Here is a 17,309-nt window from a genome sequence, read left to right as displayed (position 1 = left end):
CCCTGGCTTGCCGGTCGGCTGTGAGCGCGAGCAGAGCGAGCGAAGCGCGGGCCTGCGCACGTTTCCCCTGGTGGCCATGGCCAGCTGCGGCTACATCCTCATCGCCAGCCGGGTCCTGACCGGGCACCAGGAAGGCCAGGCTCGCGTGATCGAGGGCCTCATGACCGGGATCGGCTTCATCGGCGGCGGCGCCATTCTCAAGAGCGACGGCGTCGTGCGCGGGACCGCGACTGCGGCCAGCGTCTGGAACACCGGCGCCACCGGGGCGGCGGTCGCGTTCGGCCGCTACGAGATCGCCGTCGTGCTGGCCGCGATCAACTTCGCCGCGCTGCGCTGGCGGGCGCCTCTCAAGGAGCAGATCAGAAAAGACTCACCGTCCTAGGCCGCCGCTCGGCCTTCCACCGGCATCATGCTTGCAAGCAATGCCCTGGCTGGATGCCTGCGGGTTCATCGGCCCCGGCTGCCGGCCTGGCTCGAATGGGTCGAGCTACGCGACGTTCGGGTCGGCCAGGCCCGCGTCGACCTCCAATTTCAGCGAAAGGGTGACGACGGCGACGTTGGGCTGACGCCTCGGTTCGCGAGGGAACGCTCGAGATCCGCCGTGAGGAGACCCTGGCATGACCAGCACCCCGACATCGCAAGTCGTCGTCGTGACCGGCGCATCCGCCGGCGTGGGCCGGGCGGTGGTGCGGCTGTTCGCCGAGCGAGGCGCCCGGCTCGGTCTGCTCGCTCGCGGCCACGACGGACTCGACGGGGCCCGGCGTGACGTCGAGGCAGCAGGCGGCCAGGCGCTCGCCGTGCCGACCGACGTCTCCGACGCCGAGCAAGTCGAAGCCGCCGCCACGGCCGTCGAAGAGACCTTCGGTCCTATCGACGTGTGGGTGAACAACGCGATGGCGTCCGTCTTCTCGCCGGTGAGGCTCATGACGTCGAACGAGTTCCGTCGCGTGACCGAGGTGACCTATCTCGGCTACGTCTATGGCACGCTCGCCGCGCTCAAGCGTATGCTCCCGCGCGACCGTGGCGTCATCGTCCAGGTCGGCTCGGCCCTGGCCTATCGCGCCATCCCGCTGCAGTCGGCCTACTGTGCCGCCAAGCATGCCGTGGAGGGCTTCACGGAATCGCTCCGCACCGAGCTGCGCCACGACGGCAGCCGGGTCCGGGTGACGATCGTCCAGATGCCCGCGCTCAATACTCCCCAGTTCGAGTGGAGCAAGACTCGCCTGCCGCGGCGGCCGCAGCCGGTCCCACCGATCTACCAGCCCGAGGTCGCCGCCCGCGCCGTGCTCTGGGCGGCCGAGCATGAGCGCCCGGAGCTCTACGTCGGCTTTTCCACCCTCCTGGCCATCGTGGGCAACAAGCTCCTCCCCCGTCTGGGCGACTGGTACCTGGCCCGGACCGGGTGGGAATCGCAGCAGACGGACGAGCCGCTGCCGCCGGGCCGGCAGGACAATTTGTGGGAGCCGGTCGTGGGCGATCATGGCGCCCACGGCCGGTTCGACGACCGCGCCAGGCCGTCGAGCCTGCATCTCTGGCTCACGACGCACCGGGGCTGGCTCGCGCTCGTGATGGGAGGGCTGACCGCCGTCGCCGGCGCCCTCCTGGCCGCCGGCGGCGGACCGGAACCCGGCTCCGGCGGCCGGGCCGCCTGAGCCACGGTGTGATGGCCGTTCCGCCGGGCTGGCCTGAACCCATCCTCATGGTCGCAGCGATTGCCGATCGTGGCGCTGGCGGGGTTCGCCCTGAGGCCCCGGACGACGCGGAGACCCGCGCGGCGCCACGAACGACACGAAGGAGGCAGCATGAAGGCGACGGTGCTGGGCGATGCCGGTCCCACGACCATAGCGCTGATCTTCGACAAGGGCGACGAGGTAATCGACACGCTCACGGCGTTCGCGAAAGAACGGGCGCTGACCGCGGCTCACTTCACGGCCATCGGGGCGTTGAGTGACGTGGTCCTCGGGTACTTCGACAGGAGCAGGAAAGACTACAAGCGGATCCCGATCACCGAGCAGGTCGAGGTCCTTTCCCTCGTCGGCGACATCGCGCTCGACGGCCAGACGCCGAGGGTCCACGCCCACGTCGTCGTCGGCGACGCCGCCGGCCGCGCGCACGGCGGCCATCTCATCGAAGGGCACGTGTGGCCGACGCTCGAGCTGATCCTGACGGAATCGCCCCGGCCGTTGCGCCGCAAGACGGACCGGGACACCGGGCTTGCCTTGATCGACGCCGCCGCGTAGGCCAGCGACCGGGGGGCCCGAGCGAGACGATGCTCGCGCTTATGCCGCGTCCCCCGGGAGCGACAGCCCCCAGGCGTCGGCCAGCGCGTGCGTCCGCTCGACGTAGCGAGGCACCCGGAGCGTGGCGAAGAGCGTGCGGGCCGCGGCGAGATACTTGCCCGCCGCCGGGCTGTCGCGGCGGGCGGCGGCGGTGCCCGCCAGGTCCAGACACGTGCGGGCCGATTCGTAGCGGGAGCGGAGCGTGTCGAAGGTGCGCCGGGCCTCTTCGAACTTCGCCTCGGCGACGGCCAGCTCTCCGCGGGTCTGCGCGATCCGCCCGAGCGCCTGCTGCGCCCACCCCATCCCGATGCCGAACTTGGCCTGCATGGCGATCTCCAGGGCGCGCTGGGCGAGCGATTCCGCGGTCTCCAACCGTCCGTCCCGCCGGTGGGCCTCGGCCAGGAACGTCGTGAACCAGGCCTCGAAGGTGCGGAAGCGGGAGGCGTGGAGCAGCGGGATGGCCTGCTCGAGCGCCGGGATGGCCCGGGTCGTGTCTCCGTTCTCCAGATAGGCGAATCCCAGACAGCCGGTGGTGATCGCGATGTTGAGCGCATCGCGAGCCTGCTGCACGGCGCGCTGACAGGTCTCGATGGCCGCCTCGCATTCGCCCATCGCGGCCTGCACGATGCCGGTGACCCAGGCCGCCGAGGCGCCCAGCCGCTCGTCGCCGATCGTCTCGGCGATCGCCTGGGCCTGGCTCTCCGCGGCCAGCGCCTCGGAAAACGCCGCGGTCTGGCAGCAGCACAGTCCCAGCGCCCAGTAGGCGTCGCCCAGCCATGCGCGGTCGCCCGTCTTCACGAGCAGGGCCACCGCCGTCCGGCCGTCCTCCATGCCCTGCGTCGCGCGCCCCGACAGGGCGGCAGCCAGGGCCAGCACGCTGTACGCGCGGCCTTTCATCGCGTCGTCGCCACAGCGCTCGGCGGCGGCGATCGCCCGCCGCGCGCACTCGATGGCCTGATCGTGGCTGCCGAGGATGTAGGTGCGCGCGAGCAGGAAGTAGTAGTGGCTCGTCAGCGCCGGGTCGCCGAATCGCTCCACCCGCTCGTGCTCGCGGAGCAAGAGATCCTGGATCTCCTCGATCCGTCCCAGCGGCACCAGCGAGTAGGGCAGGCGCAGCACCAGGTCGAGATGACGGCGGTCCCGCACGTCGGCGGGCAGCCGCTCGACGTGCTGGAGCGCCTCTTTGAGGGCGCGCACGGCCTCCTCGTGGGCGTTGCGGGCCACCTTCTCGGCGAACCGGCTCAGATACTCGACCGCCTTGGGCGCATCCTCCGTCCGCGCGTAGTGATAGGCCAGGCGGCCGCAGGCCTCGTCCAGGCGCCCGGCGTAGAGGGCTTCCAGACTCCGGCCGGCGGCGACGTGCACGGCGCGGCGCTGCGGCAGCGGCAGGCTCGCGTACGCCACCTCCTGGGTGAGGGCGTGCTTGAAGACGTAGACGGTGTCGTCGCGACTGGCCCGCTGGTAGAGGAACTCCAGACCGGTCAGGGCTCCCAGATGCGGCTCCAGGGAGCCCTGATCGTCCCACACGGCGCTGAGCAGCCGGAGCGGGAACTCCCGGCCCAGCACGGCGGCGGTCTGCAGCAGTTGGCGGGTTTCCTCGGGCAGGCGCTCGATCCGGGCGAGCAGGAGCGCTTCGATGGTGTCGGGGACGGCGGGGATGGTCGTGAAATCGTCCTGCTCCTCCACCGAGCGGCAGAGCTCCTCGAGGAAGAACGGATTACCTTCCGCCTTGTCGAGGATCAACCGTTCCAGCTGCTCGGGCACGTCGCGGCGGAGGAGCGCGCGCATCATCGTTCGGCTCTCGTCGGTAGCCAGCGGGGGCAGGGCGACCTGGGTCGAGAACGACCGCTCGATCCAGGGTGGCCGATAGCCAGGCCGGTACGTCGCCAGGAACAGGATCGGGGCGCCGGGCAGGTCCTCGGCGAGCGCCGCGAACAGCTCCTCCGAGGTGCGGTCGATCCAGTGCAGATCCTCGACCACGAACACGATGGGCTGCTGGCGGCTGGCGTTGAGCACCATCTGGCGGAGCGTCTGCAGCGTGCGCAGCTTCAGCGCCTCCGGGGTGAGCGGGGCCAGCGGCTCCGTGCCCTCGCCGAGGCCCAGAAGCTGCAGCAGGTACGGCGCCCCCTCATCGGGATTCATCCCGAGCGTCTCCAGGCTCTGGCGCACCCGCTGCACGATGGTCGGCGCCGTGTCGGACTCGGTGACGCCGCAGTTCTGGCGAAGAATGGCCAGCACCGGCAGGTAAGGGATGGCATCGCCGTAGGACAGGCACGTGCCCTCCCGGTACGTGACCGGCAGGTCGGCCAGGCTCTGGCGGAACTCGGCGATGAGGCGGGACTTGCCGAGCCCGGCCTCACCCACGACGCCGACGAGCTGCCCCTGGCCGCGCATAGCCGCGGCCAGCAGAGTGTGCAGGAGCTGCAGGGAATCGCGCCGGCCGATGAACGGGGCCATTCGCGGGCCTGCGCCGAACGGCCGCTCGTGGCCCACGAGCCGGTAGGTCCGGCCTCGCGCCCGTTCCAGCGGGCCCTCGGCGCTCAACTCGAAGCGGCGCTCCAGGAAGGGCGCGGCCGCTTCGCTGACGACGATGGTGTCCGGCGCCGCGTGGGCCAGGAGCGCATCGAGGATGGTCCAGGCCTGCAGCTTGGCGTCGAGGTCGATGTCGATCTCGCTGCCGGCGGCGCCCACCAGGAGTCGGCCCACGTGAATGGCCAGCTTGACGCTCACCGCCTCGCCTTCGGCCCGCGCCCGATCCGCGGCCTTCTGCGCGGCCACCGCCGCGTGCACGGCGCGACGGGGAGCGTCCTCGACTGGCTCGAGCCCGAACGCCGCGACCAGGCCCTGCAGGCCGCGCTCCACCACGCGACCACCGAATGCGCTCACCTTGTCGGTCAGCGCCTCCAGCGCCCGCCGGGGTGGCACGGAGCGGTCGGCGGCCGCCCAGGTGATCGCCGCGCGGAGCAGCGTCAGCCGGCGCGGCTCCCACCGGAGGTTGAGGGGCCCGGGCGAGCCGGGCTCGGGCCCGCGGACCGAGGGCGGACTCGCGCTCGCGGGCGGCGCGGGCTCGGGCCCGATGGCGCCCGGACGCAGGCGATGCTTCTCGAGCCGGTAGCGCAGCGTGTTGCGAGGGATGCCCAGTCGCGCGGCCGCCCGCGACAGGTTCCAGTCGGTCTCGCGCAGGGCTTCGAGCAGATGCTCGCGCTCGACGCTGCCGAGCTCCTGCTTGAGAGGGACCCGTTCCCGGCCGCGCTCCGGCTGGCGGGCCGTGGGCAGCTCCAGCATGGCGGGTGTCACCAGCGCCTCCTCGGCGAGCAGCGCGACCCGCTCCATCACGTTGGCGAGCTCGCGGACGTTGCCCGGCCACTCGTAGGCCAGCAGCACGGCGCGAGCCTCGTCGTCCAGCGACTTGGCGGGCAGCGAGTAATCGGCACAGGCCCGGGCCAGAAAGTGCTCGGCCAGGAGGACGATGTCGTCGCCCCGCGCGCGAAGGGCCGGGAGCTGCAGGGTCAGAACGGCCAGCCGGTGGTAGAGATCCTCGCGGAAGCGGTGATCGCGGGTCGCCGCCGCCAGATCGGTGCTGGTCGCGGCCATGATCCAGACATCCACGCTCTCGACCCGGGTCCCGCCCAGGCGCCGTACCGCCTGCTCCTCGATGACCTTGAGCAGCTTGCCTTGCATGACTTCCGGCAGCAGCCCGATCTCGTCGAGGAAGATCGTGCCGCCGTGCGCGAGCTGGAACAGTCCCGGCTTGGCCTGGCGCGCGTCGGTGAAGGCGCCGCGCTCGAAGCCGAAGAGCTCGGCCTCCAGCAGCGTCTCGGGGATCGCGGCGCAGTTCAGATCCACGAACGGCCCGTCCCGGCGAGGGCCGGCCCGGTGAATCGCGCGCGCCAGCAGGCCCTTGCCCGTTCCCGTGGCGCCCTGGATCAGAATCGGAGGTAGCCGGCGGCCCTCGGGGTGGCGCTGCAGCAGTCGGCTCACCGTTTTCCGGACGGCAACGATCCCCGGACTCTGTCCGAGCAGCTCCGCCAACGGCTGCATGGTGGCGAAGATTCTACTCGATCTCCAAATCCGACGGGGCTCGCTCGGCTCGCACCATTCCGCCGCCGGAAAAAGTAGGCGCGCTGCCGCCCACCTGGCTACGTTGAGAGGATGCGCCGGATCGCGATGGCTCTGATTGGCGTGGCGCTCTGGCCGCTGGTCGCGCTCGGCCAGGACGGCGAGTGGGAACGGCTCATGGCCGAGGCGACGACCGCGATGGAGAGCGGACGCCCGGCCGAGGCCGAGCGCCTCTTCGCCAAGGCCGTGGTGGAGGCGGAGCGGTTCCTGCCCGACGACCCGCGTCTGCCTCTCAGCCTGACCTCGCTGGCCCTCCTGTACGACGAGGTGGCGCGCTTCGACGAGGCCGAAGCACTCCTCAAGCGGGCGCTGACCGTGCGCGAGCGGGCGGCGGGACGCGGCCATCCCGACTTCGCCGCCAGCCTGGCCAACCTGGGCCGGCACTACCGGCAACGGAGTCGGCACAGCGAGGCCGCGTTGCTCTACCGCCAGGCCATCGCGCTGCTGGACAGGACGCTGGGGCCGGACCACCCCGACGTCGCCGCGGCCCGGACCGGGCTGGGAGAGGTCTACGTCGCACAGGGCTGGTATCCGGAGGCCGAGCAGGAATTGCGTCGAGCGCTGGCGGCGGTGGAGCAAGCCGGGCAGCCGGAAGACCTGCAGGCCGCCCCGCTCTACCACCTCGGCGATCTCTATCGGCTTCAGGCGCGGTACCCGGAGGCCGAGCGCGTGCTGACCCGCGCGCTGGGGATCCTGGAGCGCCGGCACGGAACCGAGCATCAGGATGTCGGCAATACCCTCAACGCCCTGGCGGCGGTCTTCGATGCGCAGGGCCGGTACACCGAAGCGGAGGCGCGCTACCGGCGATCGCTGGCCACGCTCGAGAAGACGCGCGGGGCCTGGAGCTTGCAGGCGGCCACCATCCTGGGCAATCTCGGCAGGCTGTACCACGTTCAGGGCCGGTACGCCGAGGCGGAAGCCACGCTGCAGCGATCGCTGACGATCCGGGAGCAGGCGCTGGGGCGAGGACATCCCGGGGTCGTCGCGGTGCTGATCAACCTGGCCAGCCTCCGCACGACCCAGGGCCAGCTCACCCAAGCCGAAGCCCTGTACCGGCGGGCGCTGGCGATCCAGGAGGCCAGCGGCGGGCCCGAACACCCCGACGTCGCACTCGTTCTGCATCACCTCGGCGACCTTTATTCGACGCGCGGCCGGTACGCGGACGCCGAGGGCGCCTACCGGCGGTCGCTGGCGATCACCGAGAAGAACCTCGGGCCGAACCATCTCGAGGTCGCGCAGGTTCTCGACAGCCTGGGCGCGCTCTACGACGATCAAGCGCGGCTCGGCGAGGCCGAGCCGCTGCTGCGTCGATCGCTCGGCCTCAAGGAGAAGGTGTTGGGCGACCACCATCCCGACCTGGCGCGAACCCTGCTCACGCTGGCCAACGTGGAGGTCGGGCAGCGCCGGCTGACCAGCGCCGAGCAGCGGTACCGTCGGGCGCTGGCGATCGTCGAGCAGGCCCTCGGGCCCGATCATCCCTGGGCCGGGCGCGCGCTGAACAACCTCGGCCGTCTGCTTCGGCTTCAAGGCAGGTTCGGCGAGGCGGCACCGCTGGTGGAGCGGGCCCTGGCCATCCAGGAGAAGGTGGTCGGCAGCGATCACCCCGCGCTCGTGTCCCCGCTCGCCAACCTCGCCATCATCCATCAACGCGCGGGCCGGCCCGCCGGGGCGGAGGCGGCCTTTCGGCGGGCTCTGGGCATCCAGGAGAAAGCGCTGGGGCCCGAGCATCTGGGAGTCGCGGGCATCCTGACCTATTTCGCCAACTTCTACCTCGGGGAAAAACGGTACGCCGACGCCGAGCCCCTGTACCAGCGGGCGCTCAGAATTCGCGAGCAGGCGCTGGGCAAGGACCATCCCGACGTGGCGATGACCCTGGACCTCTACGCGGGTCTGCTACGACAGACCGGGCGCACCGTCGAGGCCAGGGAGGTGGAGGCTCGCGCGAGAACCATTCGCGACGGCGCCGGGAGATGACGAGGACTCAGCTGCGTTGTTTGCTCGAGCGCCGTCTGGCGCGGCGGTCGATCAGCTCGACCCACGCCACGGCCGCCATGACCGCGACCACCCAGATGGCGACGACCAGGACGGCCAAGACCGTAAAGTGTTCCGTCATCTTGGGCCTCCCGGCAGGAGTGAACGCAAGGCCCGGGCCAATTCGCAGGGAGCGCCAACTAGCTGACTTTGCGCGCCGGCGAGCGCCGCGCCGGCGATGGTCTGGCGGATTCCTGTACCGGGAGTTTCTAGCCAGCCGTGCGCCGACGCACCACCGAGCGCGGCGCCGGTTCCCTCGCCTGCCGTCGCTCCTCGAAGTACGGGAACGCGCTGGTCGCACTCGCCCCGACCAGCGGCGGCGCCGGCCGCACCCACGCGGAGCTCAGCTCGCGGAGGGACGTCACTCCCATCAGCCCCAGCGCCGTGCGGATCTCCGTCTCCATCAGCTCGAGCATCCGCACGAGACCTGCCTCGCCGCCGGCGGCGAGCGCCCAGCCCAGCAGCTTGCCCAGGCCCACGGCGCGGGCGCCCAGCGCGAGCATCTTCACGACGTCGGTGCCCCGCTGCACGCCGCCGTCGGCCAGCACCTCCGCGCGCCCGGCGACGGCCGCCACGACCTCGGGCAGCACCTCCGCGCTGCCCTGTGCGTGGTCGAGTTGTCGGCCGCCGTGGTTGGAGACGTAGACGACCTCGGCGCCGTGCTCCACCGCCAGCCGGGCGTCCTCGGCGGTGGCGATCCCCTTGAGGATCAGGGGCACGCCCATGCGCTGCTTCATCCAGACGACGTCGTCCCAATCCAGCATGGCCTGGTAGCGGGGATCGCCGAACCCCTCGCGGACGGAGATGCGGCTCACCAGGTCGCGATCCCGCCGGCCGTAGTAGTTGCGGTCCACCGTCACGCACAGCGCCCGGTAGCCGGCGGCGCGGGCCCGGTCCAGTACGTCGCCCACCCACGCGCGGTCGCCGCGCACGTAGAGCTGGAAGATGAGCGGCTCCTTCACGGCCGCCGCCGTCTCCTCGAGACCTGGCTTGGCGGCGGTGCTGATGAAGGCGGTCGTGCCACGGGCCAGGGCGGCGCGGGCCACCGTTTTCGCGCCCTCGGGATGGGCCAGGCCCAGGAACGCCCCCACGGGGGCGAGAAACACCGGAATCGAGAGCGTCTGGCCCAGCAGTGTCGTCGTCGTATCGATGGCCGACACGTCCACCAGCACGCGCTGGCGTAGCGCGAGGGCGTCCAGAGCCTGGCGGTTGCGGATCAGCGTCGTCTCGGAGTCCGATCCGCCGCTGAGGTGATCCCAGAGCTCCGGGGCGAGGTTGCGCCGGGCGGCGAGCACGACCTCCTGCAGCGTCGCGAACTGCGGCGGGGCCGGGACCGTGCCCGTCGCGACTCCCGGCGTCGCGCGGCTGGCGCGAGCTCGGCTCGAGCCCGGCCCCCTGGCCGGTGACGTTCCGTCCGCCGAGCGGCGCCTGTTCACGGTGAGTCGAGCCGTCCTGGCCATCGCGTTCCTCCTCTTCCTGGACTCTCTCGCGTGTACCGCGGCGCGGCTCGTGAGCCGCCTACGACCGTGTGATCCTCGGGAATCGGTGGAGAGGGAACGACCAGGCCGGCGTGAACGCCACCGGCCTCACGCCGCTGCGGAGTCGAGCCCGGCGGCGAATATGGTTCGATCGCCAGCTCTCTCGATCAGGGGTCCAGGGTTCGAATCCCGGACGGCTCACCATCAGCCGGCAGTATCGGCCTTTGTGAACGATCTCAGGACTCGGTTGGCGTCGCCACGCCCTCGGCCACCTCGAGCGGCGGGGGTGCCACGAGATCGGGCGACGTGTAAAGGCGCTGCACAGCGATGCCGAGCGCCATGAGGGCGACGGCGGCCACCTTCATCCACCAAACGTGGAAGAAGAAGGCCAGCGCCGCCGTCAGGAAGATCCCCCGCTCCCACCACATGAACCGGCGCCGGAAGTAGCCCTCGAGCGCGGTGGCGGCGCAGAAGAAGCCGGCGAACCCGGTGACCCACACGAGAAGGATCTCCCACCAGGCCGTCCCCGGGTCCATCAGGACCGGCGAATAGGCCATCAAGAACGGGAGTATGTAGAGCGGCTTGGCGAGCTTCAGGCAAGTGAAGCCGGTGCGCATCGGGTCCGCTCCGGCCAGGCCGGCCGCGATGAAGGCGCCGAGCGCGAAGGGTGGCGTCAGCGAGGCGTCCTGGCTCAGCCAGAGAACGATGAGGTGGGCGTTGAGCTCCGGCACCCCGAGCTCGACCAGCGCCGGCACGGCGAGGATGGCGAGCAGAACGTAACTCGCCGTGATCGTCATGCCCATGCCCAGGATGTAGCTGGCGATGGCGCACAGCACGATCGCGAGCGGCAAGCTCCCACCCGCGTATTCCAGCACGACAGCCGAGAAGCGCAGCGCCAGCCCGGGCATGGTGACGCCGGCCAGCACGATGCCCATGATGCCCGCCGTGGCGCCGATGACCAGCGAGCTGACCGACCCCTGGACCAGCGCGTCGATCAGTCGCGGCGAGGAGAAGAGGATTGCCGCGGCAACAGCGAAGAACACGGCGCTACCGATCGACAGACCGAACAGAGCCGGCAGCCCTACCAGGAGGGCGCCGCCGGCGGCCAGTCCTCCGTAGCGCGCCCGGGGCCCCGCCGAGAGGATCTCGCCCGGTCTCGGCCTGGGGGCGCCGCCCCACCCGAGCCGGTCGGCCAGGGGGGCGGGGAGCTGCACGAGGCGCGTATCGTCCCGGAAGCAGCCGATCGTGAGCGCCGAAGCGATGCACCAGAACGCCGCGTAGAAGGGCGAGAAGCCGATGACCAGGAGCAGGATGAGCAGCGCCACCGGCAGGAGGAGATAGCCGTCCTTCTTCATGAGGACCTTGAAATCCGGCAGTTCCTCTGCAGGCAGGCCCCCGATGCCACGCCGGCAGGCGCGGTAGTGCACCGCGAGATAGACCGAATAGTAGTACATGAGCGCGGGCACGAGCGAGACGAGGGCGATATAGGGGTAGCTCGCCTCGGTGAACGCCGCCACCAGAAAGGCGGCCGAGCCCATGATGGGAGGCATGAGGTGCCCGCCAATGGACGCCACGGCCTCCACGGCCGCGGCGTAGTGAGGCATGTAGCCCGAGCGCTTCATGAGGGGGATGGTGAAGGTGCCCGTGATGGCGATGTTGGCCGCGCCGCTGCCCACGACGGAGCCGACGAGGCCGCTGGAAACCACCGAGGCCTTGGCCGCCCCGCCCCGGAACCGGCCCACGAGCGCGAACGCGAGGTCCACGAAGACGTCTCCCACCTTCGTTTTCTCGAGCATGACGCCGAAGACGATGAACAGGAACACGTACGTCGCGAACACGTTGGCGATCGTGCCGTAGATGCCGTCGGTGGTGTAGAAGTAGGCCACGGCTTCGTTGTAAGGGAAGCCGCGATGGGAGAGGGCCTCCGGAAAATACGGGCCCAGCCACGCGTAGGCGAAGAAGACCATGCCCACCAGGGGCAGCACGAGCCCGAGCACGCGGCGGCACATCTCCACCGAGATGATCGTCAGGGCCGTGCCGAAGATCACGTCGTTCCAGAAGACGAGGCCCGCCCGGTCGCCGCGCTCGGCGAAGTTCCACACGAAGTCGAACGTCGCGATCATGAGGACGAGGCAGAGGACCACGTCGGCGCCCGAGAGCCGGTCGCGGGGGGAGCGGTCCCGGGCCGGATAGAAGACGAAGGTCAGGACGCCCGTGAGGAGGATGAAGAGCGGCAGGAAGTAGTGGTAGGCGTAGATCGGCAGGTAGGGAAAGCGGAAGAGCTCCCCGCCGCCAGCGGGCAGGCGCACGGGGCTGCCGTTCGCCGCCGCGTACACGTAGTAGAGGGCGAAGCCCATGGCGAGCCCGCTGGCGGTGACCCGGGGGTAGAGGCATAGCCCGCTGGCGACGACCCAGAAGACAAGCCACGCCCAGGTCGGCACGCGCAGGACTGTGACCTCGACCCACTGCCATCCGGCGTAGTGGGGCAGGAAGAGCTGAAAGGACCGTTCAGCCAGGGCGAGCCAGACGACCAGGATCAGCCCGCTCACGAGCGCCCACAGCGCGAGGTTCTCCCGCACCAGGCCCGCCCGCAGACGGCGGCGGGGCTTCATCTCGGGCGCGAAGACGAACCGCACCGCGCCCCACAGGGGTGTCCAGATCGCGGACACGGGGGAACCGCCTACTTGAGCAGCCCGACTTCCTTCCAGTAGCGCTCGGCCCCGGGGTGGAGCTTGAGCCCGAACCCCTGCATCTGTTCCAGGAAGCGGTTGTCCCTGGCCTGGTCGAGCCCGATCCGCCAGGACCGGAAGGCGTTGATGAGGAACTCGCGGTTCTGGGGGCCATAGGTGGCCTTCGTCACCTTGTAGACGACGTCGGCATCCACCTTCCCGTTCGCCACCGCGAAGATCGTGTAGGCGATCGTGGTGAAGGGCTCGTTCTCCATCCCCGCGTACGAGCCGGGCTTGATGGTCTCCTTGTAGTAGCCGGGGTTCATCTCGATGAAGCGGCTGGTGATAGCATCGGGCAACGACAGGATGCGCACCGGCGTGCTCGTCGCCGCTTGCAGGATCGAGGGGGAGGGCACCGGGTTCGGGATCCCGAAGGCGTCGATGTTGCCGTCCGTCATCGCCGTGGCCGCCTGGTCCCAGCGCATGTACTCCTTGCGGATGGAGTCGTGGATGCCCAGCCACTCGAAGATCAAGCGGGTCATGTACTCGGTATTGCTGCCCTTCTGGGCGTAGTTCACCCGCTTGCCCTTGAGGTCCTCGTAACTCTTGATGCCCGAGTCGCGCCGCACCGCCATCTGGAACCACGAGGTGGTCACCGGACCGATCCCTTGAATGTTCTTCGCCCGCATCTCCTTGAACTGCTCACGGCCGTTCTGGGCGTCGTAGACGAAGATCCCGTTCGTCAGGGCGAAGTCCGCGGCGCGCGTCTCGACCATTCGCGTGTTGGCCACGAAGCCTGGCGAGGCGCGGTTGGTCATGACGATGCCGGCCTTCGTGCGGTTCACCGCCTCGGCCATCGCGCCCGCCAGCTGGAAGGCGCCCGCGCCGGGGCCGGCCCCCACGATCGTCACCTGCTGGTCGGCGGCCGACGCCGTCCCCGCAGGGGCCAGGACGACTCCGAGCGCCAACGCCAGCATCGCCTTCGAGAGTCTCGGCAAGATACCCATCGTGGTCCCTCCTTAGCGAAGCGAGCAGCGATGTGGGACTCCCGCGGAGTGTAATGCTTCCCGGCGGCCGGGGGAAGGCGCTCTACCTGACGCCGGTGGTTGTGCTCCCTCGGAGGGACAAACCTGGAGGAAAGACGCCAGAGAAGGCCTGTAAGCCGGGTTCAGTTTCCCGGGGATGAGCCCGGGACGACGGTCATTTCTCTAGGACGCCGGTTGCCCGGCGCCTCCAGCGGCCTGACCCGAGAGCGGGGCGGGCCACCCCATCGCTCTCCTATTTGGCCTTGCTCCGGGTGGGGTTTACCGAGCCGGCGCGGTCACCCGCGCCGCTGGTGAGCTCTTACCTCACCGTTTCACCCTTACCGCTCTCGCGAGCGGCGGTCTGCTTTCTGTGGCACTGGCCGTGGGGTTTCCCCCCCTGGGCGTTACCCAGCACCCTGCCCTGCGGAGCCCGGACTTTCCTCCCGCCGCATCGCTGCGGCCGGCGACCGTCCAGCCTTCTCTGGCGCGATCAAAGTATACCTCGCCGTTCAGCGGCCGACCGGGGCAGCTGCGAACGCGCGTGCGGCTGGCATGAGCGGGGCGCCGGCTGCGACGAGACCGCTCAGGCGCGGCGGCCACCGGTTGAAGATCAGCGGGGCGCCGTCCCAGGCCGTTACGGAGCCACCGGCGGCCGCGATCAGCGCTGCCCCTGCAGCGACGTCCCACTCCGCCTTCGACGACCGGCTCCACATCGCGTCGGCCCGCCCCGAGGCGATCAGGGCCAGCGCGTAGGCGACCGGGCCGACGGCGCGCACGCGGAATGGCGCATCCGCGAAGGCCTGGGCCCCACCTCGCTTGAGCGCCCACCGGGTCACGAGGACCAGCGCGCCGTCGAGGCCTGACCGCGTCGAGGCCTGGACGGGTTGCCCGTTGAGCGTTGCGCCGATCTGCAGCGATCCCAGGAACAGCTCGCCGGCGCTGGGGTTGTAGATACCTCCGGCCACGGCCTGTCCGTCTTCGGCAAGCCCGATGGAGATGCACCATTCCGGAATGCCGGCGAGGAACTCCCGCGTGCCGTCGAGGGGGTCCACGATCCAGACCCGTCGCCGGTCCAGGCGGGAAGGATCGTCCGGCGTCTCCTCGGAGAGCCAGCCTTCATCGGCGCCCGCCAACTCGCCGCGCAGGACGTCGTCCGCGGCCAGGTCGGCCTCGGTCACCGGGCTGCCGTGGGCTTTGTAGCGCACGCCGACCCGTGAACGGTCGAAGCGCGCCAGGACGCCGGCCGCCCGTTCCAGCGCCGCACGGATGCGGCGCAGATCCTCCTGACGGTCCGGGGTCACGGTCAGCGCGGGGAGCGGACGTCGAGAGAGGCGATCGACGCCCGGGCCAGAGCGTCCACCCGCTCGTTCAACGGATCGCCGGCGTGCCCGGCCACCTTCACCCAGGTGACCTCGTGCCGCCGGCTCTCGGCGAGCAGTCGCTCCCAGAGATCGCGATTGACGACGGGCTTCCGGCCGGCGTTCAACCAGCCGGCGCGCTCCCAGCGCTCCCACCACCGGTCGCGGAAACAATTGACGATGTACGCGCTGTCGCTGTGCAGCCGGACCCGCCGGCGGCCGGGTATGGCGGCCAGGCCCTCGATGGCAGCGCGAAGCTCCATCCGCTGGTTCGTGGTGGACGCTTCCGCCCCCGACACCGTGCGCTCCTCGCCGCCGTCGATGATCAAGGCGGCCCAGCCGCCCGGCCCCGGGTTGCCCGAGCACGCCCCATCCGTATACAGCGTGACCTCGGGCTGCTCGGTCGGGGATGGCGATCGCTGCTGTGTGGGGGTCACGAGCTCACCGAGCCGCGGGCTCGACGCGCGCAAGCCCGAAGCAATCGTTGACGAGCCGAACCCCGTAGCGATCGGGGGAGATTTCGCAGGAGGGCGTTAGACGCGCTCCGGGCGGGGCTGCGGGGTGAGCCCCCGGGTGCTCATTCCCGCCAGTAGAGGAAGCGGCCGCAGCTCTCGCAGTGGAGCAAGGCCTGGCCGGAGCGCAATTCCTGGATGGCCTGGGGCCGGATGGCCACCCGACAGCCTCCGCACCAGGGCGACGTGCCGGTCACGACGGCTACGCCGAGCCCGCCCCGCGCCTTGAGAATGCGCTCGTAGTCGGCCAGGACGTTACGGGGTACCTCGCGGGCGAGCGTGGCGCGCTCGGCCCGGACGCCCTCCAGCTGCTGCTCCACGGCCGCCAGCCGCTGGCGGATGCCCGTCTCGTCGCGGCGCGCCTGCTCCTCGCGTGACGCGTAGCGCGCCTCGGCCTCGCGGATCTCGCCGGCCAGGCTCTCCTGGCGTTCCATCAGGGCCAGGATCTCCTCCTCCGTCTTGGCCTTCTGGGTCTTGATGCTCTCGATCTCGACCAGCACCGCGGAGTACTCGACGTTGGTCTTGACCTCGTAGAGCTTGGCCTCGGACTTGGCGCGCTTGACGCCGATGTCGTCGAGGTCCCGCTCCCGCGCCCGCAGCTCCTTGCGCGAGGCCTCCAGCCGGCCCCGGAGCGCTTCCACGGCGCTGCGCGCCTCGCTCAGCGCGCTCTGGAGCGCCTGGATCTCGCGGGGGAGGCGGGCCGCCTCGGATTCGAGGCTGGCGATTCGGGTGTCGTAGTCCTGAAGGCGGACCAGCGTCTGCAGTTCACTCACCGTATCCAACCTCACCCGATGGCCGAGCGTACGGAGCCACGCCGCTCGCGACCAGGCCACCCTCGGCCCGAGCCGGGCTCGCGGTCCCCGCTACAACAGTGGGCCCACCTGGACTCGAACCAGGAACCGACCGGGTATGAACCGGCTGCTCTGCCATTGAGCTATGGGCCCCCCGCCCTCGGCCAGGTGGTTTAGCGTACATCAACCCTCCAGGAAGCTTCGGAGCTTCTTGGAGCGGGACGGGTGGCGCAGCTTGCGGAGGGCCTTGGCCTCGATCTGGCGGATGCGCTCTCGGGTCACCGCGAAGTCCTGCCCCACCTCTTCCAGGGTGTGCTCGCAGCCGTCGGACAGGCCGAAGCGCAGGCGCAGCACTTTCTCCTCGCGCGGAGTCAGCGTGGACAGGACCTTGTTGGTCTGCTCGCGCAGGCTGAGCGAGATGATCGACTCCACCGGGGACACTACCTGCTTGTCCTCGATGAAATCGCCCAGGTGGCTGTCCTCCTCTTCGCCGATGGGCGTTTCCAGCGAGATCGGCTCCTGGGCGATCTTGAGCACCTTCCGCACCTTGTCCACGGGCACGTCCATCTTTTCGGCGATCTCCTCCGGCGTGGGTTCCCGCCCCAGCTCCTGGACGAGCTGACGGGAGGTCCGGATGAGCTTGTTGATGGTCTCGATCATGTGGACGGGGATGCGGATGGTGCGCGCCTGGTCGGCGATGGCACGCGTGATGGCCTGGCGGATCCACCACGTCGCGTAGGTCGAGAACTTATAACCCCTCCGCCACTCGAACTTGTCCACCGCCTTCATCAGCCCGATGTTGCCTTCCTGAATGAGATCTAAAAACTGGAGGCCGCGGTTGGTGTACTTCTTGGCGATGGAGACCACCAGGCGCAAGTTCGCCTCAATCAGTTCGCGCTTGGCCTGCTCGGCGTTGATCTCGCCCTGGATGATTTCGCGCTGCGTGCGGCGCAGCTCCAGGTAAGCCACGCCCGCGTCCTGCTCCAGGCGCTCCAGGTCGGAGCGGCTCTGGCGCTGCAACTTGCGGTACTCCTTCTTTAGGTCTTC

General features: G+C 70.2%; 13 protein-coding genes, 1 tRNA gene and 1 other RNA gene. 4 read left to right on the top strand and 11 right to left on the bottom strand.

The genetic code is table 11. The features are described from left to right. The first annotated feature begins 7 nt into the window (after nucleotides 1–7). The 3 genes from VFR64_21105 (at nucleotide 8) to VFR64_21095 (ending at nucleotide 2,240) form a co-directional block, all read left to right on the top strand. Nucleotides 8–382 (top strand): MgtC/SapB family protein, encoded by a 375-nt coding sequence (locus VFR64_21105; GenBank protein ID HET9492233.1) that lies wholly within the window; start codon nucleotides 8–10, stop codon nucleotides 380–382. Between the two features lie 235 nt (nucleotides 383–617). Continuing rightward, complete coding sequence (locus VFR64_21100) at nucleotides 618–1,652, top strand: SDR family oxidoreductase (protein HET9492232.1); 1,035 nt, start codon at nucleotides 618–620, stop codon at nucleotides 1,650–1,652. A 150-nt stretch (nucleotides 1,653–1,802) separates the two neighbouring features. Beyond that, nucleotides 1,803–2,240 (top strand): PPC domain-containing DNA-binding protein, encoded by a 438-nt coding sequence (locus VFR64_21095; GenBank protein ID HET9492231.1) that lies wholly within the window; start codon nucleotides 1,803–1,805, stop codon nucleotides 2,238–2,240. 39 nt (nucleotides 2,241–2,279) lie between these two features. Here VFR64_21095 and VFR64_21090 read toward each other — a convergent pair whose 3' ends face one another. After that, nucleotides 2,280–6,320, bottom strand: a complete 4,041-nt coding sequence (locus tag VFR64_21090) for a sigma 54-interacting transcriptional regulator (GenBank protein HET9492230.1) — start codon at nucleotides 6,318–6,320, stop codon at nucleotides 2,280–2,282. Between the two features lie 126 nt (nucleotides 6,321–6,446). On the opposite strand from VFR64_21090, the gene VFR64_21085 reads away from it, so the two are divergent. Then, nucleotides 6,447–8,372 carry a tetratricopeptide repeat protein gene (locus tag VFR64_21085; protein HET9492229.1) on the top strand — a complete coding sequence of 642 codons (1,926 nt, stop codon included), beginning with the start codon at nucleotides 6,447–6,449 and terminating at the stop codon, nucleotides 8,370–8,372. Between the two features lie 7 nt (nucleotides 8,373–8,379). Here VFR64_21085 and VFR64_21080 read toward each other — a convergent pair whose 3' ends face one another. From VFR64_21080 to rpoD, 10 genes are all read right to left on the bottom strand, one after another. Continuing rightward, nucleotides 8,380–8,511, bottom strand: coding sequence for a hypothetical protein (locus tag VFR64_21080; GenBank protein HET9492228.1), 132 nt, complete (start codon nucleotides 8,509–8,511; stop codon nucleotides 8,380–8,382). 127 nt (nucleotides 8,512–8,638) lie between these two features. Then, entirely contained in the window at nucleotides 8,639–9,889 is a 1,251-nt protein-coding gene (locus VFR64_21075) for an alpha-hydroxy acid oxidase (protein ID HET9492227.1), read from the bottom strand. 254 nt (nucleotides 9,890–10,143) lie between these two features. After that, nucleotides 10,144–12,576 (bottom strand): TRAP transporter fused permease subunit, encoded by a 2,433-nt coding sequence (locus VFR64_21070; protein ID HET9492226.1) that lies wholly within the window; start codon nucleotides 12,574–12,576, stop codon nucleotides 10,144–10,146. 11 nt (nucleotides 12,577–12,587) lie between these two features. Beyond that, a complete protein-coding gene (locus VFR64_21065; GenBank protein HET9492225.1) occupies nucleotides 12,588–13,574 on the bottom strand; it encodes a TAXI family TRAP transporter solute-binding subunit in 987 nt (328 codons plus the stop codon). Nucleotides 13,575–13,718: 144 nt separating this feature from the next. Further along, an RNA gene (gene rnpB, locus VFR64_21060) (RNase P RNA component class A) lies at nucleotides 13,719–14,084 on the bottom strand. A 26-nt stretch (nucleotides 14,085–14,110) separates the two neighbouring features. Next, on the bottom strand, nucleotides 14,111–14,902 hold the full coding sequence (locus VFR64_21055) for a 3'(2'),5'-bisphosphate nucleotidase CysQ (protein ID HET9492224.1): 792 nt from the start codon (nucleotides 14,900–14,902) through the stop codon (nucleotides 14,111–14,113). A 2-nt stretch (nucleotides 14,903–14,904) separates the two neighbouring features. Continuing rightward, a complete protein-coding gene (gene rnhA, locus VFR64_21050; protein ID HET9492223.1) occupies nucleotides 14,905–15,396 on the bottom strand; it encodes a ribonuclease HI in 492 nt (163 codons plus the stop codon). A gap of 140 nt (nucleotides 15,397–15,536) precedes the next feature. After that, nucleotides 15,537–16,244: a C4-type zinc ribbon domain-containing protein gene (locus VFR64_21045; GenBank protein ID HET9492222.1), complete on the bottom strand. Its 708-nt coding sequence runs from the start codon at nucleotides 16,242–16,244 to the stop codon at nucleotides 15,537–15,539. 99 nt (nucleotides 16,245–16,343) lie between these two features. Continuing rightward, nucleotides 16,344–16,415: transfer RNA gene (locus VFR64_21040), tRNA-Ile, on the bottom strand. A gap of 30 nt (nucleotides 16,416–16,445) precedes the next feature. Then, the coding region (gene rpoD / locus VFR64_21035) for an RNA polymerase sigma factor RpoD (protein ID HET9492221.1) at nucleotides 16,446–17,309 on the bottom strand (864 nt) is incomplete at its 5' end.

It is taken from the genome of Candidatus Methylomirabilota bacterium, from assembly GCA_035709005.1.
In the GTDB taxonomy this organism is placed as follows: Bacteria; Methylomirabilota; Methylomirabilia; order Rokubacteriales; family CSP1-6; genus 40CM-4-69-5.
The sequence above is the reverse complement of the archived record's forward strand: the minus strand, read 5'-3'. Positions and strand labels throughout refer to the sequence as shown.